Origin of the sequence: Enterococcus sp. (assembly GCF_022711995.1) — a bacterium.
Taxonomy (GTDB): Bacteria; Bacillota; Bacilli; order Lactobacillales; family Enterococcaceae; genus Enterococcus_D.
Map to the genome: position 1 here is coordinate 1 of NZ_JALAHI010000073.1, position 21,569 is coordinate 21,569.

Consider the following 21,569-nt stretch of genomic DNA (forward strand, 5'->3'; position numbering starts at 1 on the left):
ACTTTATTACTAACTGGACTAAAATTTCGTCCATTTTTCGTCGAATTTACTCGCTGTTATCAATCTAGACAACTTTGAGTACCAAAGTCAGACCTACTCCCAATTACTTTTTTCCCTTCATTGTAGCTCAGGAGGTACTGGTTAGTGACAAACTTGCTTTAGCCATCGCCTTTTTCCCATCACCAACGAGAGACCCGTTCAATACCTACGCCAACAAAAAAGGACAGCCCACAAAGTAAATACGTTGTTTTCATTTTAATTTGGATGCTTTCTTTCCACGTTCCCGATACTACTTTTTACATGAAATGAATCAGTGTGAGACGATAGGCAAAAAATCAGCTAACCTTGTAAAACAGACTCTGTAATATTTAGTGTTACTCTTTCTCAGTGAGAACACTAAGTATTTTTCACAAAAAGATATTTGGTCTGGCAATAAAAACATTACTTACTATGATCACCTTTATTTGTCGTCTTTTTTCTACTTGAATGAACATGAAAGACAACTGAAAAACCTACGAATAACCCCACCGTTATACACCATCTGAAAGGTCGATCGCTTAGAGCAGACAGTCCCCAATTCAAAAGTAATACGGCTAAAAAAATGCCGCAAAAAATTTTATTATTTTTCATGACACACTCCTATTTTAATAATCATTGTTGATGGTTTAGCAGTAGTGCTAAGACTTTCTGATATATCTCAATGCCGGAAAGAATTTTTAGTTTTCTTTATTTTAAGGTGAACCAACGAAACGATGCAAGTTGGCTTAGTGCTAAAAAAAGGAAATGCCGAAGCATTCCCCTTTAGGTTATTTAACAAAACAACACTCGTTGCCCTATAGCTCAGCATTTTTGGCTGAGAATCAATCAAAACGCCTAGCTGATTTTACCGAAATTTTTAGTTGTACGTGTCTCTGCCAGCACTAAATGTCGAAAAGACAAAAATCTGAATTAACTGAGAGAACGGGATCGCTTTGTGAAAACGAGAGAAACAACTGGTGACTGCCACGAAAGATTCCGCTGTCTGATAGATATGCGGTTTGTTGAATCACTTTTGATACAGCTTTTAGAAATCACTTAACGATTTTTACGGGAGTATTGTAAGGCATGTTGTAATAAAACCATTTTGCATCAGGAACGGCCAAACGGATACAGCCATGAGAAGCCCGCTGACCTAGTTTTCTTCCTTCTACAGCACTAAATGAATTGGTTGACCATGCAATACTTGTTGGAACGGTATGGAATAAATATACCCCATGATCTTTGAAAGAACGGTAATAAGCTGCGCCAGAAAAGGCAGAACCTTTTTCCTGCTGAATTCTAAAATTGCCTAAAGGCGTTGGCGTAAAAACAGTTCCTGTAGAACAAAGCATGGTATAAATGACTTTATCGCCTGACTTAATGTACACTCGCTGTTTACTGATGGACACTTCAATGTTCAATTTTTTGACATTCAACGAAGGATACTTGCCCCCTGTAGTGTACATCCAGAATTTGTCATTCACACTATAGGTTTGGCTTTCTTTGATCCAACCAATTTTTCCTGCAGGTGAAACCAGGTATAGATAATTGCCGTCACTGGTTTTAGCTAATTTGGTGGCTTGCGCCATATATCCCTTGTAGCTGCTCTTTTTCCCTAGTTTGCTGCTGTTCGGATCAGCCGCATTCAAGAAGTTCCCGCTGCCATTGTTGACGACCACATAGCGGCTAATCGTACTCTGAGAATAGATAGTATGGGCATTTTTCACCCCAGTAGCGTTGATATAGCCGATCCATTGATTGTTCAAATACAACGAATAATAGGTAGAGCCATTATAGTGTTGGTATTTCCCGGTGACTTTGATATTTTTGTTCATGTAGCTAGCACTGGAAGCTTTCTTTTTCGAAAAATTCAAGTCTTGCCACAACGTATAGTTCTTGTTTTTCACTTGGACCGTTTTGTTTTCACTCTGCCATATGCCTCCCCGATTTTTCGCCACGGTGGCTGCCCCAGCATTTAAATAGCCGATCCATTTGTTGTTGGAATCATATAATGAGTAGTAAGTTGCGCCATTCCAATGTTCATATTTTCCTTTTGCCAAATAGGTTTTTCCATATAACGAAGAGGTTGTGTTCTTTTTACTGGACCAGTTAAAATTGCCCCAAACCGTATAATTTTTCTTTGTTAGAGTGACATACTTGCCATAATTTTGATATGCCCCTTGCGCATTTGAAGTAGTTTTGACACCGGAAGCATTGATATAGCCCAACCACTTATTCTTGCTATCATATAACGAGTAATAGGTTGCACCATTGATATGGCGGTATTTCCCTTTGGCTTTAACAGTCTTGCCATTTAACGCCGCAGTGTTTCCTTTTTTGGCTGACCAATCAAAATTTTGCCATAATGTGTAGTTGCCACTGATGATCGTGGCATACTTGGATTCGGATTGCCACACTCCTCCAGGGGTTTTGGCCTCTGCTACGCCTTTGGCATTGACCCAACCGATAAATTGGTTTTTATCCGTAGAAAGGGCATAAAAAATCGACCCGTCTTTTTGCTTAAAGCTTTCTTTTACTTGAAACGTTTGCTGATTGATCGCTTTTGTCATGCCTAATTGAGTATCAAAAAAGGGCGTTTTCCACAGCGGATAATTGGCACTTTGCACGGTGGCGTATTTTTTTTCCGTTTGAAACAATCCATTTGCTGTTGTAACAGACGCTGCTTCAACAATACCAATCACTTGGTTTTGATCATCTAGCAGCTCAACATATTCTTTATTTGTGGTTGCGTCTTGGTACCGTTGGATACTTTTATAAACATGACCTGCAAGATCAGTGATTGTCCCTGCGGCTGTCAATTGTAATTGATTGATTGCATATAACGTACGGCTATCCGTTTCTTGCGTTTTTGTGGTGCTTGCTGGAAACGTTTTGATTTTGACATAACGTTTTGACTCCGTCAGTTTCTTTACATGGATCGCTGGTGTTTCCGGATTATCCGTTGTTTCTTCTGTAGAAGGAACTGTCGATTCAGAAGAGCTGCTGCTTTCTGCGGTCCCTGCTGAAGAACTGGTCGTTGTTTCTGATGTTGATTCTGATGTTGTCGCTTGTGAAGACGTTGTTGGCGTAGTTGATGAGACAGTCATTTCCGTAGTGGAACTGCTTGTAGTGGTTGATGTAAGCGTTTGGCCGACTAAAGAAGTGTCTGTTTCTGTCATCTCAGCATGGGTCACACTTGTGGATAGGAGCGGTGCGCTGACCAACGATAGGACACAGAACAATCGATATCCCCAACTTCTATTCTTTTTCATTTTCATCTCCCCTTTTCATTTCGTTAAACCATTTCCCAATAGGAAAACGTTCCCCTTACTCTTACTTGTATTATACCATTGTGCCTAGAAATCCACGCGTAAAACTACTCAAAAAAAACAGCGATCACTGAAGACCGCTGTTTCCTTTTATAGTTGCTTACATGTGAGTTGCTATCATTTCTTTCAATTGGTCTTTTGTATGAACGCCAATTGCTTTGTCCACTACTTGACCGTCTTTTTTCAACAATAGCGTAGGGATTGACATGATGCCAAATGAAGCAGGTGTTTCAGGATTTTCATCCACATCCATTTTGACGATTTTCAATTCGTCTTCTTCATATTCATTCGCTAATTGTTCCAAGATTGGTGCTTGCATTCGACATGGACCACACCATGTTGCCCAAAAATCAATAAGGACTAAGCCTTTATCGGTTTCTTCTGAAAAAGTTTTATCTGTAATTTCTGTTGCCATATTGTTCGCCTCCATTTAATTGCTACAAAAAGTATAGCATGTTCATGTGCTTTTTTGAAATCCTCTGCTTACAAAAGGTAAGAAGCCTTAACGATTACTTAAATTTTACGATCGTTGCTCCATTCCCACCTTGATTTGCTGGAGCAAATTCAAAGCTTTTGACACTACGATGATTTTTCAAATATTCCGTAATCCCTTGTCGCAATGCGCCGGTTCCTTTTCCATGAACGATCGTCACTTGCGGGTAGTTGGCCAGAATCGCCGCATCAAGGTATTGATCCACCTCATTCAATGCCTCTTCATAGCGTTTGCCTCGTAAGTCCAGCTGGTTTGGAACGTGGGCAGCCTCTGCTGAACGGACCGTATGCACGACTCGCTGAACAGGTTCTTTGGCAGGTGCTACCGGCTGAAGATCAGATTCCGGCAGCGTCATTTTCAAAATGCCTAATTGTACTTGCCATTGGGTTTGTCCCATCTTTTTGATCAAAATCCCCCGCTGACCGTAGGAAGTAACGAGCACTTCATCGCCGACCTTCAATGTTTTCGCAGCTTTGGCTTTCTGCAGGACTTTGTTCTTTTGCAGATGCTCTTCTTGATGAAGATCAGACAATTTTGAGCGGGCAGCAATCAGTTCGTGTTCTTTGACATGGCTCTGTCCGCTGCTTAGCTGCATCTTGCGGATATCCGAAATGATTTTCTCTGATTCCTCTTTGGCTTCTTCAACAATTTGATTCGCTTGCTTCCGTGCTTTGGCTAGCTCGGCCTCGCGTTCTTCAAAGAAGTAACTATAGGCTTGTTTCAATTCTTTTTGCAGTCTTTCTGCTTCTTCTACATAATGGCGCATCTCCAAATACTCTGTTTCCGTCATCTTGCGCCGGTTTTCTAAGTCGGCGATCATTTCATTCAAGTCTTGACTTTCGCCATCCATGATTTGTTTGGCTTGTTCAATGATCTGGGTATCCAAGCCCAGACGCTTGGAGATTTCAAACGCGTTACTGCGACCAGGCACGCCGATCAGCAAGCGATAGGTTGGGCTTAGGGTATCGACATCAAACTCCATTGAAGCATTGATGGTATTGGCACGATTGTAGCCATACACTTTCAGTTCGGGATAATGGGTTGTCGCCATGACATAGGCAGACCGTGCACCAAGCTCATCCAAAATAGCAATCGCTAACGCTGCCCCTTCTTGCGGATCGGTCCCCGCTCCCAATTCATCGAATAAAACCAAACTGGTATGGTCGACTTTTTTAAGAACATCGACGATCGTCGTCATGTGAGAAGAGAAGGTAGATAAACTTTGTTCGATGGATTGTTCATCCCCAATATCAGCAAAAATTTCTTGGAAAATGCCCATTTGGCTCTCTTCATCGACTAAGATTGGCAGTCCTGACTGTCCCATGATCTGAAGCAATCCCAATGTCTTCAATGTGATTGTTTTCCCACCGGTATTCGGACCGGTAATCACGACTGCTTGATAGTCTTCACCAATTGCAATATCATTGGGAACGACTTTTTCTTGATCGATCAGCGGATGTCTTGCTTGTTTGAAAACGACATGATTATCTGTATTGATAGCCGGCACGATTGCCTGCAATTCTTTCCCAAAACGTGCTTTGGCATTCATGAAGTCCATCATCCCGATCACGTAGGCGTTGTGCAAGATTTCCCGTTGATAAGGTGCTAGTTCTGCGGAAAGTTCTGCTAAGATTCGTTCAATCTCTGTTCGCTCAGCAATTTGGTGCTGACGCAGGCGATTGTTTTGGTCCACTACTTGTTTTGGTTCAATGAACAACGTCTGTCCTGAAGAACTCTGATCATGGACAACTCCGCCGAACACGCCGCGATATTCTTGCTTGACTGGAATCACATAACGCTCATTGCGCATCGTGACGATCGTATCGCTCAAATATTTGGCATTTCCGCCCCGGAGGAGACCGTCCAGTGTTTCTCTGATCGTTCGTTCAGAGCGACGAATATTTTGGCGAATGTTCCGCAGCTCTGGTGACGCATCATCTGTCAATCGACCGTCTTCATCCACCACTTCTTTTAGACGACGGCTAAGGGTTGGCAGCGTCACTAGCTGCTTTTCCCATTCATACAATCGAGCAAACTCAATCTCGCTGTCAGACAGATCATCAAAGAAACGCTTCAATTCATTGGCTGTCACCAAAACCCGACCTACTTGGGCCAATTCTACACCATTAAGATCCGCTCCGATTTCGATACGTTTCATTTGCGGACGAATATTTTCAATTTTTGGAACAGGGATCCCACCTCGTAATCGTTGTACTTTTAAGGCATCCTCTGTTTCTGCCAGCCAGGTGGAAATTTGATGGACATCTGCAGACGGTGTTAATTTGGCTAATTCTTCTTTTCCTTGGGCGGTCACTAAATACTGGCCTACCAATTGCTTCACTTGATCAAAAGCCAACACATCAAGGATTTTTTTATTCATAGTCTCACCTGCTTTTCATTTTTTTACTTAAGAAAAAAGCAGCTCGGTTCGAATGACCAGCTGCCTTATACTAACCAATCACATTAGTGATCCACAAACGATAAAAGTAATTAGAAATGATTGGCGAACTTTCAACGATAAAATGCGCCGTACTGCTCTTATCAAATAAATTTTGAATGGTAGCTAAAGGAATCATCGAGAGGATCATTAAAAAGAAATAAATATTGATATAAGCCAATACTGTATTTAAAATTCCTGCTGCGACCCAATCATACCCTTTCAAAAAACGTAGACGCTTGAAACGCAACCCATCGGCAAAAATACAAATCAGTTTCGTCACGAGCCAACCAGCAAAAAGGATCATAATAAAAGCGACAGCTGCATAGTAGGCTTTGTCTAGGTCTAAAGCAAGTTCAGGGTCATAAAAGACTAACTTCGAATCTGCTGTCACAGACATATAAGGAACATATAATTCAATTTTCTTTGCTAGAGACTGATACTTGGCCACTGCAACAAAAAAAGAAAAAAGGTATCCCAAAACGGAGACCAGCTGCAATGAAGTCCCTCGCCGTGCGCCACCGTAAAATGCCGCTAGCAAAAGAACCAGAATCAAAAATCCGATCATTTCAGAGTCCTTTCTGCCCCTTTTTAACCATGAGCTGCTTTTTCTTGAATTTTGCGCTTACGTTGTTCATTCAGTATTTGTTGCGCTTCCACATGATTATGTATCTCTACATCTCCGCGACCAGTCTCATCCAACACTTTTCGCGCTTCCGATTCGATGGCTTCGATTCGTTTGATTCGATTCTCCAACTCGGTCGCTTTGATGGCCTGACTGCGTAAATCTTCGACTTTATTTTGCAAGCTCAATAGTTGCTCTTGTTTTTTTAACTGATCAGAAATCGCATTGACCGCTAAGAGAATCGCTGCTTGTTCTTTATCTACTTGGGAAGATAAATCCATGATTTCTCTCAATTGGTCGTTGACTAATTTCGTCACCATATCCATATGTTGTTTACTTTCACGCCCAATGATCGTGTAGCTTTGATTGGCGATTACTGCTTTATAACGTTTCTTTTGCTCCGTCATAGGAATGATTCCTCCCATTGCTGTTCTGTACTATTTTATCACTTTCTGTACGTGTATCGCAAACTCCTACTTATTATACGTGATTTCCGATGTAATTTCCATGCCAATCGTTTTTTTAGAAAGAGGCTTCGCAAAATTTTTACCTATGGTAGAATCTAAGAGGAGTTTCTTTTCAAAAAACCTGAGTGTAAACCGGAGGAAAACAATGAGTACGACTGTCATCAAAGTGTCTCAAAAAACTATCGCAGAAATGATGAAGGACTATCATCACGCGCTATTGAATAAAAAAGTTCCTTATACCGTTTTTGTCGCCAAAAAAGGTCAAACAACGATCACTGCCTATACTTCGGGCAAAGTCATGTTCCAAGGAGACCGGGCAGAAGCAGAGGCTGCCCGCTGGAGTGATGCTGCCGTCGCCCAAAACTCGGCTGCTTCCAGCAGTAAAGCTGCTTTATCTTCCTTGCCTGCAGGCTTTTCTCAACTGAGTGTCGTCGGTAGTGATGAGGTTGGCAACGGGAGTTATTTTGGTCCTTTAGTGGTTTGTGCTGTCTATGCCAGCAAAGAGCAATTGCCGGCACTGAAGGCATTGGGTGTCAAAGATTCCAAAATGTTGACTGATTCCCAAATTCGGGCAATGGCCCCCAAAATCGAAAAACTTGTGCCTTATCAATTACTAACGGTTGATCCTACGAAATACAATCAGATCCAACCTAAATACAACACGGTTCGCATGAAAGTCGCAGTGCACAATCAAGCCATACGTTTGCTCTTGCAAAAGATCGCACCGGAGACACCGGATGCTATCTTGATTGATCAGTTTACCAGCGAAAAAAATTATCGCAACTATTTGAAATCCGAAAAAAATCAAGTCACGGAAAAATTGTTTTTTGCGACGAAAGGCGAGCAATATCATTTGGCTGTTGCGGCAGCATCGATCTTGTGTCGTACCGTTTTTCTCGACGAACTAGAGAAAGCCTCTCAAGAAGTCGGGGTACAGCTTCCTTCAGGAGCTGGCAGCAAGTCCGATCAAGTGGCCGCTCGGCTTTTACAAAAAGGTGGGCTTCCCTTATTAGCCAAGTATGCCAAGCTACACTTCGCCAACACCGAGAAAGCACAAAAAATTGCTGGATATCCTCAATAGAAAAAGGTTCACGGAGCTATGCCGTAAGTCTCCGACAAGTAACACTATCCGAATAGTAACTAGTATTGCTCCTGCGGTGCAGGGACTCCTCGTCGCAAAAGTAGGAATCTATCGCAATCGTATATTATTCGGTTTAACTTGTTGGATGATGACTTATGTCCCAGTTCCGTGAACTCTTTTTACTCTCTGCTTGCCAAACTTACTTCGTCCAAGCAGCTACTTTTTCTGGATGATTGGTGACCCAGTCTTTGGCAGCATCTTCTGCAGAAGTTCCCTCGTTGATCGCCAGCATGACTTCTTCCATGTCTGCTTGCGTCCAATGGAACTTATCCAATACCTCATAAACTTCTGGCAGATCGTCTGCTAATCCTTGACGGACCATCGTATGGATGCTCTCCGCTTCGCCCATCGTTCCTTGGGGGTCATCTAGATATTTCAAATCATATTTTTTGAACATCCAATGAGGAGACCAACCGGTGATCACGATGTCTTCTTTGTTCTTGATGGCTTGACCTAACGCGACAGTCATTGCACCGGAAGAAGAGGTTGCTACCTTCCAATCAGAAAGGTTGTCATAGGTTGCAACGGTATTCTCCGCAGCAGCTACCACTCCCGCACCGGGTTCAATACCGGTAATGGTTTTTCCTGCTTCATCTGACAGATCCGCAATGGAATCCACTGCCATGTAACTAGGAACTGCGAGCCCCAGCTTGGCACCTTCTAAATTCGGTCCCAGATTCTCTACTTGGTCTTTGTACTGTTTGTATTGCGCTTGATGAGTCGCAGGCAGCCAAGCAGAGACCATGCCGTCCACTTCACCTTTGGCAACTGATTCCCACATGATCGCATTGTCTAAAGGCGTCGTTTTGACCTCATAGCCCATTTCCTTTAATACTTCAGCTACCACGTGTGTTGAAGCCACTTCTGTGTCCCATTCGACATATGCCAGATTGACGGTTCCTTTGTTTTCTGAAACACCACCGAACGCGACAGAAGCACCAATCAGTGCAACAACAGCTGCAGCAGCGATGCCGCCGAAGAGGCGCTTTTGTTTGCGGCTAGCGGCTACCGTATTTTTCTTATGCGCGGATTTATTCAAATTCTGGGTAAACCGATCCATAATGATGGCTAAGATCACCAATGAAACACCACTAACAAATCCATTTCCGACTTGCGCCCGCTGCAATGCCGACAGAACGCCTCGTCCAAGACCAGGGGCTCCAATCATTGAAGCAATCACCACCATTGAAAGAGCTAGCATCGTGGTTTGATTAATCCCAGCTAAAATCGTGCTTTTCGCTAAGGGCAATTCTAGCTTGATCAATTTTTGCCAACCGGTTCCCCCAAATGAATCCGAAGCTTCGACTAATTCACGAGGAATTTGGCGGATCCCTAAGTTGGTCATCCGAACCGTTGGCGGCAATGCAAAGATCACTGAGGCAAAGACCCCTGGAACCATGCCGATCCCGAAGAAAGCGACGGCCGGAATCAGATAGACAAAGCCGGGCATCGTTTGCATGAAGTCCAATAGCGGGGTGACGATGCTTTGGGCTTTTTCACTTTTTGCCATTAAAATGCCTAACGGGATACCGATGATGATCGACACCAAACTTGAGAGCAGAACCAATGTGACAGTGTTCATCAAGTCGGTCCACAATCCCTGGTTGTAAATAAACAGCAGTCCCACAAATGTAAATGCCGTCAGTCCCCATTTTTTACTTGAAACAAAAAAGGCGGCGACTGTCAGCAGCAGGATCATGACTAATGGTGGCACAAAAAGCAATGTATTGGTCATTCCATCCATCACAAACTGGCCAAAAGACTGCAATGCAGAAAACAGGCCGCTAAAGGTCCCGGTGAGCCAGTCCGTGAAATTCTCTACCCAATCCGCAACTGGAATTCTTTGTTGAAGAAAATTACCCATTGACGATCACTCCTTCCTCTGGCACGGATGGCGAATCGGTTTCTGCCAGTGCTTCAATCACACTGCCTCGAATCACGACACCGATTAGACGGTCATTTTCGACCACAGCCAGCGGGGTTGGGGAATCATAAATCAAATTAAAAATATCTGTCACCAGCATATCTTTATCAATTTTCTGCACGTTTTTATCAATGACTTCTTTCAAAGTCAGATTATTTTTCCGGGCTTCTCGAGCTGACTCAGCCGTTAAACTCCCTTTCAAGTGACGTTTTTTATCTACCGCCAGCAACATACTAACTTCCTCTTTCCGCATCCGATTCAGAGCAACACTCGGACCATCGATTTCGATCGTTGTCGTTAACGCTGGCACCATGATATTTTGAGCCGTCAAAACTTTCGAGCGATCGACATCTTCGACGAAATCCCTCACATACTGATTCGCAGGGTTGGTTAAAATTTCTTCTCCCGTACCAATCTGCATGATCTGACCATCTTTCATCAAAGCAATCCGATCACCGATTCGCAACGCCTCATTCAAATCATGAGTGATAAAAATGATCGTTTTTTGTACATTGGCTTGCAATTCCAACAATTCATCCTGCATTTCTCGCCGAATCAATGGATCCAATGCTGAGAAAGCTTCATCCATCAACAGAATCTCTGGATCATTGGCTAACGCGCGAGCTAGCCCCACCCGTTGCTGCATCCCACCAGACAATTGATCAGGATATTGATCCTTGAAAGACAGCAGCCCAGAATTGGCTAACGCTTTTTCTGCTTTGGCTACTCGTTCTTCTTTGGGAATTCCTCGCACCTCAAGTCCATATTCTGTATTCTCAAGAATCGTCCGATGAGGAAATAAGCCAAAGCTTTGGAAAACCATATTGATCTTATGGCGCCGGACTTCCCGCAGTTCCTCTTTGCTCATCTTGGCAATGTCTTCCCCATCAATATAAATGTCCCCACCAGATGGTTCGATCAAGCGATTCAATAAACGAATCAATGTGGACTTCCCACTACCAGAAAGGCCCATGATCACGAAAATTTCGCCTGCATTGACTTCAAAATTTACATCATAGACACCAACTGTGGCGCCAGTTTTTTCTAAGATCTCATTCTTACTCCGTTGTTCTTGAATCATGGCAAATGCTTGTTGTTTCTTTTTGCCAAATATTTTTGTTAAATGTGCAACCTTAACTTTACTCACGTAGTCTGACTCCTTTTTCTGAAAAATTTCACGAAAGTGACCATACTACCCTAACATCATGTGGTCACTTTGTCAAAAAAAAATTCCACCTCAGGTAACGAGATGGCATTCACTTATGCGTTTCAAATGGCGTCTGTCTGTGGATAAAAAAAGTTTGTCATGCGTTGCAATGCTAGTTCATTTCCGACAAAATAAATCGTGTTTCCCGCACTGAATTTGGCATAAGGTCCTGGTGACAGTAGCAGCTCCTGTTCTGTTTGGATGGCTACGATCGTTGCCCCTGTTACCTGCCAAATATTCAACTCATGCACACTTTTCTCTAAGTGCTGAGCATCTTCTTTCAGTAATAATTCAAAAGGTAAAAAGGGGCTGATATTATGCACTTTTTTCGTTTGTTGCACGAGGACATTTAACAGTTCTGAAAAGTTATCCAACTCTTGTTGTTGGCGCTCAACACTTTCTAAAATGTCTTTCCGAATCTCTTGGATCGATTGAACATCTTTGTACTGATCCAAAAAAGATTGGGCTTTTTCTTTTGAAGCAATGTACGCACCGCTTCCGTGACGCACATCCATGATCCCCAAGTCCACCAAGACATTGATCGCTTTCCGAGCTGTTTCTGGTGATACATTGAAATTACTGGCTAAAGTCGAACGTGCATGGATCTTTTGTCCGACTTCGTAGCGTTTTTCAACGATTCTTTCTGCGATCTCAACAGCGATCTGCTGGTACCTTGGAAGTGAAATATGTTTTTTATTGGATATTTTTTTGGCCATTGGGATCTTCCTTTGCTTTTTTTTCATGATAGCAATAAAAAACTGCGCTGACAACTATGACCCTACAGGAAACCAGCATGTCCACTTCCCCTTTACTAAAAGAATGGTTCCCAGGGTCTTTCTTAAGAGAAGAAGAACCAGCGGAAAGCCCCCTTGAGATAAGCAAATTTTTGTGAATAATTTATCAAAGCAACTAGGCGATTAAAATGTGCTATGTTAAAATGGGCATAGTTTTAGAAGGTTCCTTTTATCCGCTAGCGAATCATCAACGTACCATCAACAGTTTAAGGGAGTGTGTTATTTTGTCTATTTTAGCGTATCAACCATTGAATCTTTACAGCAACTATCGCGATGCTGCTGCAGCTTATCCAGACGTGCCAATCATTCACGATGAAATTTTGCCTGCTTTTCCTGAATTAGGTTATCGCAGCACCTATCAGTCCAGCCACGAAGTCATCTTAAAGCGAGCCTATCAACTGGCACATTTAGGCGTCAAAGCCGGAGACAAGATCATTATCTACAAATCATCAAAATTTGATACCTATTTGTTAGCAACTGCAGCTTCTTATCTAGGTGCTGTCCCAGCAATGATTTCTTACCATTTTCCTGCTTCAACCATCGAAGTGTTCGTTGATCGGCTAGAAGATCCGTATATTCTTTTTGATGAAGAGACAGAAAGCCGTGTCGCCGCCGTTAAAAATAGCAATTCAAACAAACAGATTGCTGTTCGCAACCTTTTGCTGCAACCTGCTGAACCTGTTGCTCAAACCGAATTGCCTCATGATCAAATTTCATACATGACTCATACTTCCGGTACTACCGGAATTCCAAAATTGATTTGTCATTCTGCCAACTCCATGGGCTGGCGGACAAAATGGCAGCGCACCGTCTTCACAAAAATTGCCGAGACAAAATTGGTGGCATTCCATATCTCACCCGTTCATTCTCGCTTTAATATCGGGATTTCTTCTTTGATGTCCATGGGCTTCCCAATGATGCCTCTTGCTAGTGCGAACGGCCCTCATGTGGTGCGGATGCTGAAAGAAAATCCGCCAATTGCCCTGGAAACTCATCCGAATAATTTTGTGCAATGGCGCTTTGTCGCTGAAGAGCATCCGGAAGCTTTTGCTGGAATTCGTTATTACCATTCTACTTTCGATGCCATCAACAATCAGACCATGGCTGCTTTCTTAAAGACTTCAGCCACTCAAGATGCGATCTTCTTGCAAGTCTATGGTCAAAGCGAATGCGGACCAATGATCCTTAAAGCCCATACATTAGCAAGCATCCAAAGCAATGATGCTCGTGATATGGGGGTTGGCCTAGAAGATTTGACCAAAGCGCGGATCGCAGATGCCGCTGGCAATGTATTGCCTACCAATACCGACGGACACATTCATTTCCTTTCCAAAGGACGGGCATTGACTTATTATAAAGAAGATCAGCGTTTCAACGAAAACGTTTATGGCGATTGGTGGGATAGCGGCGATTATGGCAGCATGAATGAAGAAGGCCATTTATTTTTGAAAGACCGTCAAGTGGATTTGATTGAATCCATCGACAGCAATTTAGCCTTGGAGGATCTCCTTTTAGATACATTGGATTTCCTAGCGGAGGTCGTGATCGTTCGTGACAAAGAAAATTCTCCGCAACCAATCATTGCCTTAGCACCAAACCGTGAAATGGACTGGGCAGCTTGGTGGAAAGCGGTGGAAGACCTTCCTCGTTTGAACCAGCCTATTCTATGGGATTTTGAAAAGATTCCCCGGACGGCAACCATGAAAGTTCGCCGTTTGCAAATTGAGAAAGAATTTAAGGAACAGGCTTAGCCTGGTGATAATTACAGTACCTAAAAGGCACCCCCATAGTCGCTATGGGAGGTGCCTTTTGGGTACTGCTTTTTGATTAGTATTAGAAAAGATTGTAGGCAATCAGCCCAATAAACGATGGCGGGAAACACAATAATCGGCTAGTTTTTTTTCATCTAACGTAAAGCCAGCTCCAACTCCTATTGGCACTTTAAGAGATCCCGCTTCGATTATGGCTGGTTCAGTGACGATGTCATCGTAAAAATACCGATCGGAAGCAGAAAGATCGCCAGGAAAATGAAAGGGTGCTTGACTGGCAAATTGTAGATTCATTGCTCGCCCTACCCCCGATTCAAACATGCCGCCTAACCAGACTTCTAACCCGTACTGTTGACAGGCAGAAACGATCCGCAGTGCTTCGGTGATTCCTCCTACTCGGGGAATTTTTAAGTTGATCGCCCGGCAACTATCTAATGCCGCCACAACGGCGACATCTTCGGCTGTCCGAATGTCTTCATCTAGACATAGTGGTGTTTTTAACTGTTGCTGTAGACGGCGATGCCCTACGAGATCTCTGATTTTCAGCGGTTGCTCGATCATCGCTAGCCCCAATTCGTCTAATGCGACAATTTTTTCTGGCTGATCTTCGTAAGCACCATTGGCATCGGCCATCAACAACAGATCAGGAAAAGCTTGGCGCAGAGTTGCCAATGGTTCTAAGTCTATCCCCGGTTTGATTTTGATTTTGACTCGCTGATAGCCTTGCGCGACATAATCAGCCACTTGAGCGACGAGCTCTTCTGTTGTTGCTTGGATCCCGACACTAACGCCTACCGAGAGTTTGTCCCTTGTTGAAGGATAAAAAGAGGTCAGGCTGCAATGATTTTGACGGCCATACAAATCCCAAATGGCTGTTTCCACTGCTGATTTGGCCATAAAATTCCCTTGAACGGTTTGAAACAGGGACCAGACATCCCGGGGATGCTGAATTTCTCCTGTCAGCAATGGCAACAAAAACCGGCTTATGACTGTTCGAGCTGAATCTAAGGTCTCCTCAATATAATCCGGCTGTGAAAAAGCCACGAGTTCCCCCACTCCCACCGTTCCATCTTGGTCGGTTAATAAAATCAGATCAAATGCTTTTTCCGTCAAGCGACCATAGCTTGTCTCAAACGGTTGTTTCAAAGGAAGTTGGCAAGCGATCCTTTCTGCTTTGACGATTTTCATTTGCTTCCTCCTCATTATTCGTGCGCGGTCAACCACGTATCCACTTCAGCAGCGACGATATCAGGACGTTCCAAATGGACACAATGACCGGCTTTTGGTACCGAGATAATCTTTAACGCTGGTTGTTTCTGCTGCATCTCTTGAGCAATCCGGAAAAATTTCTCGTCCCACTCTCCTGTGAGAGCCAGAAATGGGCAATCAATGTCTGCCAAATTTTGCCAATAGCTAGGCTGTTTTCCTGTCCCGCTATAGGACAAGCTCATCGCCAAACCAAACGCCTGCTGGCTCAAACGTGTCTGCCGTACTTGTTGCTGTATTTCCTTTGGCAATCGTTTTTGACTGGCAAACAGCGGCAATTCTTGCCAATAATCAACAAAGTCCACCAGTGACCCCTGAAGCAGACGTAAAGCTAAGCGCCGATCGTTGCGGCGACGAAGCTGACGGGCAGATTCTGATTCTAGCCCTGGCGAACCGCTCTCCATGATTAATCCGGCAACTTTTTCCGGAAAAGCCACCCTCCAAGCCAATGTGGTACGGGCGCCCATCGAATAGCCATAGAGGTAGTAACGAGGAATCGATAAACGATTTAGGATTTCTGCCAGATCCGCTACCATTTGAGGCAGCTCGTAGCGTAATGGATGCACATGACTTGCGGTCCCACCATGCCCCAACAAATCGATGGCCAAGACGTTGAAGGCTGTCGTAGCAAAAGCTCGACGAAAAGAATCTGAGGTGCCTGTGAATCCGTGTAAAGCAACAACAGTCGGCAGTTCAGCTACATAGGGCTGATACCACTGATAGGAATAGTCCACCCCGTTAATCTTTATTTTCATCAGAAATCCTTTCTTGAAACGCCTCTTGCAAGGCTTGCCAAGCGATCACAGGATCTTTTTGCTGTCCTGCAACTTCAATGATTTGAAAACAAGGAGTCGTTAATGATTCCTCAATACGAGAGGCAAAATCAGCCAATGTTGCTGGCCCGTGCCATTTTGCACCATAAAGCTTGGCTGCTTGCTGAAAGTCAAGATCTAATGGTGTGCCAAATAACGGCACAAAGTCACTTTCTGACAAGGTGTTTTGCGATAAGAAAGAAAAAATCCCGCCACCATTATTGTTCAGTAAAATGATCGTGACTGGTAGTTGATAATGTTTCAGCAATTGCAAACCATTCATATCGTGAAAGAATGCGAGATCACCAATCAGCAAATAGGTCGGTTTTTGGCTGGCAGCTGCGATCCCAGCAACCGTCGAAATTAATCCATCGATACCATTTACCCCTCGGTTGCCAAATACTTGGTAGGTATTGTCTGTAACAGTTCCGTAGCGGTCAACAAAGCGAATAGCATTACTATTTGCTAAGAGCAATTGAGCCTCATCTCCCAATGTTTGCTGCAAAATTCGGACAGCAGCCGCTTCATTCCACTCCGCCAAAGAAGGTGTTGCCGCCAGTGCTTCTTCCGCCGCGACTTGCAGATTTTGCCATGGTTGAAACCATTCTGGCTGTGGCCGGCTCGGCAACTGGCTTACTTGTGCCACAAAATCTTCCGTTGCCAGCTGCAGCAAATAAGCGGAACGATGCAATTGATCTTGCCATTGACCAGACTCATCCACAAAAAGCCACTCTATGCCTGCTGGTAACTTACTCAACCAGAGCAAGACATTTTTTGTCACTGGCAAGCGTCCAAAACGAATCACGACTTCCGGGATCATCTCCACATTTAGTTGAGGAAAAATCAAATCGGCTTGCGAGAGAAAATGGGCAGACGCTGTCCCGCAAGTAGCCAAATTCGTCAGCGGATCCCCCACTAGCGGCCAGCCCAGATGATCGGCAAGTTCATGGAGTTTTTCTGCTTCAGAAGGTGTCAAACTTTCCCCCACCACTAGAAGTCCTTTTTTTGTGAACAAAGGAGCCAGTTCTGTCAAAACAGCGGCAGGCAGTAATTGCTGTGTCCGAGGGTAAGCGATAGTTTGTTGGATCGAACAAGTCCGCGTGAAGTCAGGTAGTAACGGTTCCCGCAAAGGAAAATTCAGATGCACGGGGCCACGAGGTTGTGTTACTGCTTCAATGGTTGTCGTGGCTGCCTGCCAAAAACTGTACTGCAACATATCCGGGGTATTCTCCGGCACAGTCATTTCCACCATTTTTTTCACATGAGAAGCATAGAGGTTTTGTTGATCCATCGCTTGCGGCGCACCAACACCACGCAGTTCCGGTGGTCGGTCCGCCGTTAAGACCACCAACGGCAGATTCGTAGCTTCTGCCTCACAAATTGCAGGATAGTAGTTGGCTGCAGCTGTCCCGGATGTACATAGCAAAAGTGTCGGCTGCAAATCGACTTTGGTCATACCCAATGCAAAAAAAGCAGCGGAACGTTCATCGACATCGATCCAGCAATCGATTGCCGGATCCCGATGCAAGAGTAATGCTAGGGGTGTCGACCGCGATCCGGGACTGATCACCGCTCGTTTTATGCCAGCAGCTTTGAATCCGTGGATCGCTGCCAACAGATAATCAGTCATGACTTGTTGATTCATTTTCTATCACTCCTCTTACCATCGGTTGGAATTTCAATGCTGTCTCTTGTCGTTCTTCTTCTGCCACGGAATCGGCAACGATCCCGCAGCCTGCATAAAGGATGGCTTCTGAGCCATCAAAAACACCAGAACGAATCGCTACAGCAAATTCTCCGATGTCTTCTTGAATACCTAACCAGCCGATCGGTCCGCCATATAATCCTCGGCTTGCCGGTTCATGCGTACGAATCCATGCCAATGCATCCGCTTTTGGCTCCCCACCTAGCGCTGGAGTGGGATGCAGTTGGGCGACTGCTTCTAAAAAAGCAACAGTTGGTTTGCGCTTGCCAGACAAAGGCACAAATAAGTGCTGAATGTCGCGATTTTTAATGATCGAGCGCGCCTCGGAATGGAACCCTTCCGCCAATAAGGAAGACAACGCCTGTTCCAGACGATTGACCACTACTTGGTGTTCATGGGTATTTTTAGGATCTGTTAATAGTGCATCGGCCAGTTGCTGATCTTCTGTTGGTGTTTTGCCACGAGGGGCAGACCCAGCAATGCTGACTGTCTCAAAATGCGTAGTCGTCGCTTTTAACAAGCGCTCTGGCGTGGCACCAATAAATGAAACCTGATCTTCAAAAGCAAAGAGATAAGTATTGGTTTGTTGCTTTGCCAGTCGAGCCAACACCGCAAAGGAATCGATCTCCTCCTTGGTAGTGATTTTCATCCGTCGTGCTAAAACCACTTTCTCCAAAGCCGTTTGCGATGAGCGGATCGCTGAGACCGTTTCATCCACCGCTTTTACCCATTGGGGGACGTCTAATTCTGTTTGCTGCAGTAAGCAAGCCCCCACAGGCTGGTGTGTTTGGGTGACCCATTGTGCAACAAGTTCCTGTAAATCAGCAAACTGCTGCAGCACCTCTGCAACATCAGCTGTCTCGTCAACTTCTGCAGTCAAGACCACTCCGTAAGAATCGTTGGTTTTTCTAAAAAGAATTTTTGGTAACACAAAAAGACCATTGCCTAAATTTCCCCACTCTGTCGGTTGATTTTGTTCATCAAAAGCAAAAGCACCTAACAATGCCGCAGACATATCGTCTTCAGCTGGTTGAAAGTGTTGTTCTTTCAATTCACGGCGCTGCTGCTCAAAATCTGTCAAAGAGGGGTTCTCGTAGCGTTTTACACAGCCAATCCCCAAAAAACAGGTGGTTTGATCTGGGGACCGCCAAAAATAGCGCTCACCGGTAAATGGGTGGGCCGCTGCATATACTTGAATAAAATCGCAAGGTGTCAGTGGGTAATAATAACTGAAAACCTTTTTTCCAGCAGCTAATGCTGCCTGATACTCATTTGATTTGCTGTTCAATGTAGTTCACTCTTTCTTCTGTCAGCAAGATTCGCTTGACTATTTTCCCGCTAGCTGTCCGAGGCATCTCGTTGACTTGATAATAGCGACGAGGTTGTTTATACCGAGCAAGCTGGGAATCCAAATAAGCTGTCACTTCTTGTACTGTGAGGGGCGCGTGAAGGGTGAGATAAGCCACCGGCTCTTGGCCCCATTTTCCACTTGGCTCTCCTACAACTGCTGCTTCATCAATGGCAGGATGGCTAACCAACGCCTGCTCCACTTCGGCTGGATAAATATTTTCGCCGCCGGAGATGATCAATTCGCTCAAACGGGATACTACATACAAATACCCTTCAGCATCCAAAAAGCCAAGATCTCCAGTCGCAAACCAGCCATCAGAGGTCCATTGGTCCCCCCCGCGATTATTTAAATAATGCGAAACGATCGCCGGTCCTTGAAGCTGAATCTCTCCTAATGTTTCGGCGTTTTTCGTCACTGACCCGGTTTCCTCCGACTGCGGCTGAATCCGCAGATTGACTTGAGCTAACGGTAGGCCAGCAGAGCCGATTTTTTCTTCCGCTTTCTCTGGAGGCAAAGCGACGACTTGCGAACAAGTTTCAGTCATGCCATAGGACTGGATAACCGCTAACTGCTTGTCTTGACACTGCTTCAATACAGATTTGGCGATCGGTCCGCCACCTAAAAGAATATAACGCAATGCAGGATAACCAGTATCTTTAGTCAATGGCAGAAGATCTGTCAGCATTTTCGTAACAAAAGATACGATTGTTGCTTTACCAGCAGCTAAATCAGCAGCAATTTGTGGCGGATCAAAACGGTCATACAAGCGAACACTGATCCCTAAAACCAAGGAACGCAATAAAATTGATAAGCCACTAATATGGTACAACGGAACCACACAGCACCAGCAATCCGATGCAGTCACCGCCAAGTTGATCTGTGTGGCTTGCGCACTGGCGCAATGATTGCCAAAAGTTTGCGGCACCCCTTTAGGGTTGCCAGTGGTGCCGGAAGTATACATGATCGATGCCACTTGATTCTTTTGATAAACCGAAGCAGCAACCGTCAGACTCCCTTTCAGCTTTCCAAAAGGTAAAACATGAATCCTGGACAATGCCAGCCCTTGGTTGCTGATCACCCAAGAGCATTGGGCATCAGCTAACTGATAGTGAAGCTCTTTTTCAGTTAAGCGAGTGTTCAAAAGCTGCACTTGCTTTCCTAATTCCCAAAGAGCCAGAATCGAGAAATACATCTCTGGCGAGTTATTACTAAAAATCGCTACTCTCTCAATACTTTGAGGAATACGCGCTTCATAATAGCAAGCATAAGCGGTGACTTCTTTTTGCAAGGCAGCAAACGACCAGCTTTTATCTTGCCAATAAAAAGCTGGTCGCTCTGGATGAAGTTGTGCTTGCCTTTGCAGCCAACTGCCATTCATTAAGGGAATTTAGGAAATTGGTCGAAATTAGGCTGACGTTTTTCTTTAAACGCATCGCGGCCTTCTTTGGCTTCATCCATTGTGTAATACAATAAGGTCGCATCGCCAGCAAGCTGTTGGATACCGGCTAAACCATCTGTGTCGGCATTCATTGAAGCTTTGATCATACGCAAAGCCAATGGACTTTTTTGCAGCATGGTTTCTGCCCATTCCATCGTTACATCTTCCACTTGATCAAGCGGAACAACAGTGTTGATCCAGTTCATGGCTAAAGCTTCTTCTGCCGTATACTGTTTCGTCATAAACCAAACCTCTTTGGCTTTTTTATGACCAATCGTTCGCGCAAGATAACCGGATCCGTAGCCGCCGTCAAAGCTGCCGACATTCGGTCCTGTTTGACCAAATTTGGCATTGTCCGCTGCGATCGTTAGATCACAAACCAATTGAAGGACATTTCCGCCACCGATGGACCAGCCTTTGACCATTGCAATGACCGGTTTTGGTAATGTGCGAATCAACCGTTGCAAGTCCAAAACATTCAAACGGGGAACTTGGTCTTCTCCCACATAGCCACCATGTCCGCGAACTTTTTGATCCCCACCAGAACAAAAGGCTTTGTCGCCAGCACCTGTTAAAATGATCACACCAATTCCCGGATCATCCCGACTAATTGAAAAAGCATCGATCATTTCAAACACCGTTTTTGGTGTAAAGGCATTGTGAACTTCTGGACGATTGATCGTGATCTTCGCCACTTTGCCGTGCTGTTCAAATAAAATTTCATCGTATTCTTTTAAGGTTTTCCATTCTCTCATTACAGATTCCTCCTCGTATCACTTATTGTTTATTATAC

The 21,569-nt window shown here is 44.4% G+C and carries 16 protein-coding genes; 2 read left to right on the forward strand and 14 right to left on the reverse strand.

Going from position 1 to position 21,569, the window contains the following annotated elements; genetic code table 11:
• Window positions 1-1,070: 1,070 nt before the first annotated feature.
• The 5 genes from Q0A12_RS06930 to zapA form a co-directional block, all read right to left on the reverse strand.
• Entirely contained in the window at window positions 1,071-3,290 is a 2,220-nt protein-coding gene (locus Q0A12_RS06930; protein ID WP_291291930.1) for a L,D-transpeptidase, read from the reverse strand.
• 157 nt (window positions 3,291-3,447) lie between these two features.
• Window positions 3,448-3,762 carry a thioredoxin gene (trxA, locus tag Q0A12_RS06935; protein ID WP_291291931.1) on the reverse strand — a complete coding sequence of 105 codons (315 nt, stop codon included), beginning with the start codon at window positions 3,760-3,762 and terminating at the stop codon, window positions 3,448-3,450.
• 94 nt (window positions 3,763-3,856) lie between these two features.
• Entirely contained in the window at window positions 3,857-6,220 is a 2,364-nt protein-coding gene (locus Q0A12_RS06940) for an endonuclease MutS2 (protein WP_291291932.1), read from the reverse strand.
• Window positions 6,221-6,290: 70 nt separating this feature from the next.
• Window positions 6,291-6,845, reverse strand: a complete 555-nt coding sequence (locus Q0A12_RS06945; RefSeq protein WP_291291933.1) for a CvpA family protein — start codon at window positions 6,843-6,845, stop codon at window positions 6,291-6,293.
• A 23-nt stretch (window positions 6,846-6,868) separates the two neighbouring features.
• Window positions 6,869-7,309 carry a cell division protein ZapA gene (gene zapA, locus Q0A12_RS06950; RefSeq protein ID WP_291291934.1) on the reverse strand — a complete coding sequence of 147 codons (441 nt, stop codon included), beginning with the start codon at window positions 7,307-7,309 and terminating at the stop codon, window positions 6,869-6,871.
• 205 nt (window positions 7,310-7,514) lie between these two features.
• Between zapA and rnhC the strand changes: the two genes are divergently transcribed.
• A complete protein-coding gene (rnhC, locus tag Q0A12_RS06955) occupies window positions 7,515-8,450 on the forward strand; it encodes a ribonuclease HIII (protein WP_291291935.1) in 936 nt (311 codons plus the stop codon).
• Between the two features lie 199 nt (window positions 8,451-8,649).
• On the opposite strand, the gene Q0A12_RS06960 is transcribed toward rnhC, so the two are convergent.
• From Q0A12_RS06960 to Q0A12_RS06970, 3 genes are all read right to left on the reverse strand, one after another.
• Complete coding sequence (locus tag Q0A12_RS06960; protein ID WP_291291936.1) at window positions 8,650-10,374, reverse strand: ABC transporter permease/substrate binding protein; 1,725 nt, start codon at window positions 10,372-10,374, stop codon at window positions 8,650-8,652.
• On the reverse strand, window positions 10,367-11,581 hold the full coding sequence (locus Q0A12_RS06965; protein ID WP_291291937.1) for a glycine betaine/L-proline ABC transporter ATP-binding protein: 1,215 nt from the start codon (window positions 11,579-11,581) through the stop codon (window positions 10,367-10,369). The genes Q0A12_RS06960 and Q0A12_RS06965 overlap by 8 nt, the downstream gene beginning before the upstream one ends.
• Window positions 11,582-11,703: 122 nt before the next feature.
• Window positions 11,704-12,357, reverse strand: coding sequence for a GntR family transcriptional regulator (locus Q0A12_RS06970; RefSeq protein ID WP_291291938.1), 654 nt, complete (start codon window positions 12,355-12,357; stop codon window positions 11,704-11,706).
• Window positions 12,358-12,659: 302 nt separating this feature from the next.
• Here Q0A12_RS06970 and Q0A12_RS06975 point away from each other — a divergent pair, with 302 nt between their 5' ends.
• Window positions 12,660-14,186, forward strand: coding sequence for an AMP-binding protein (locus tag Q0A12_RS06975; RefSeq protein ID WP_291291939.1), 1,527 nt, complete (start codon window positions 12,660-12,662; stop codon window positions 14,184-14,186).
• Window positions 14,187-14,288: 102 nt separating this feature from the next.
• Here the strand turns inward: Q0A12_RS06975 and menC are convergent, their stop codons facing one another.
• Genes menC through menB form a run of 6 tightly spaced genes read right to left on the reverse strand, consistent with a single transcriptional unit; the run spans window position 14,289 to window position 21,531 of the window.
• Window positions 14,289-15,392: an o-succinylbenzoate synthase gene (gene menC / locus Q0A12_RS06980; protein ID WP_291291940.1), complete on the reverse strand. Its 1,104-nt coding sequence runs from the start codon at window positions 15,390-15,392 to the stop codon at window positions 14,289-14,291.
• A 14-nt stretch (window positions 15,393-15,406) separates the two neighbouring features.
• On the reverse strand, window positions 15,407-16,225 hold the full coding sequence (gene menH, locus Q0A12_RS06985) for a 2-succinyl-6-hydroxy-2,4-cyclohexadiene-1-carboxylate synthase (protein ID WP_291291941.1): 819 nt from the start codon (window positions 16,223-16,225) through the stop codon (window positions 15,407-15,409).
• Window positions 16,209-17,927: a 2-succinyl-5-enolpyruvyl-6-hydroxy-3-cyclohexene-1-carboxylic-acid synthase gene (gene menD, locus Q0A12_RS06990; RefSeq protein WP_291291942.1), complete on the reverse strand. Its 1,719-nt coding sequence runs from the start codon at window positions 17,925-17,927 to the stop codon at window positions 16,209-16,211. Before menD ends, menH begins: the two co-directional genes overlap by 17 nt.
• Complete coding sequence (locus tag Q0A12_RS06995; protein WP_291291943.1) at window positions 17,905-19,275, reverse strand: isochorismate synthase; 1,371 nt, start codon at window positions 19,273-19,275, stop codon at window positions 17,905-17,907. The genes menD and Q0A12_RS06995 overlap by 23 nt, the downstream gene beginning before the upstream one ends.
• On the reverse strand, window positions 19,256-20,716 hold the full coding sequence (gene menE / locus Q0A12_RS07000) for an o-succinylbenzoate--CoA ligase (protein WP_291291944.1): 1,461 nt from the start codon (window positions 20,714-20,716) through the stop codon (window positions 19,256-19,258). Before menE ends, Q0A12_RS06995 begins: the two co-directional genes overlap by 20 nt.
• Window positions 20,716-21,531 carry a 1,4-dihydroxy-2-naphthoyl-CoA synthase gene (gene menB, locus Q0A12_RS07005; RefSeq protein ID WP_291291945.1) on the reverse strand — a complete coding sequence of 272 codons (816 nt, stop codon included), beginning with the start codon at window positions 21,529-21,531 and terminating at the stop codon, window positions 20,716-20,718. Before menB ends, menE begins: the two co-directional genes overlap by 1 nt.
• Between the last annotated feature and the right edge of the window lie 38 nt (window positions 21,532-21,569).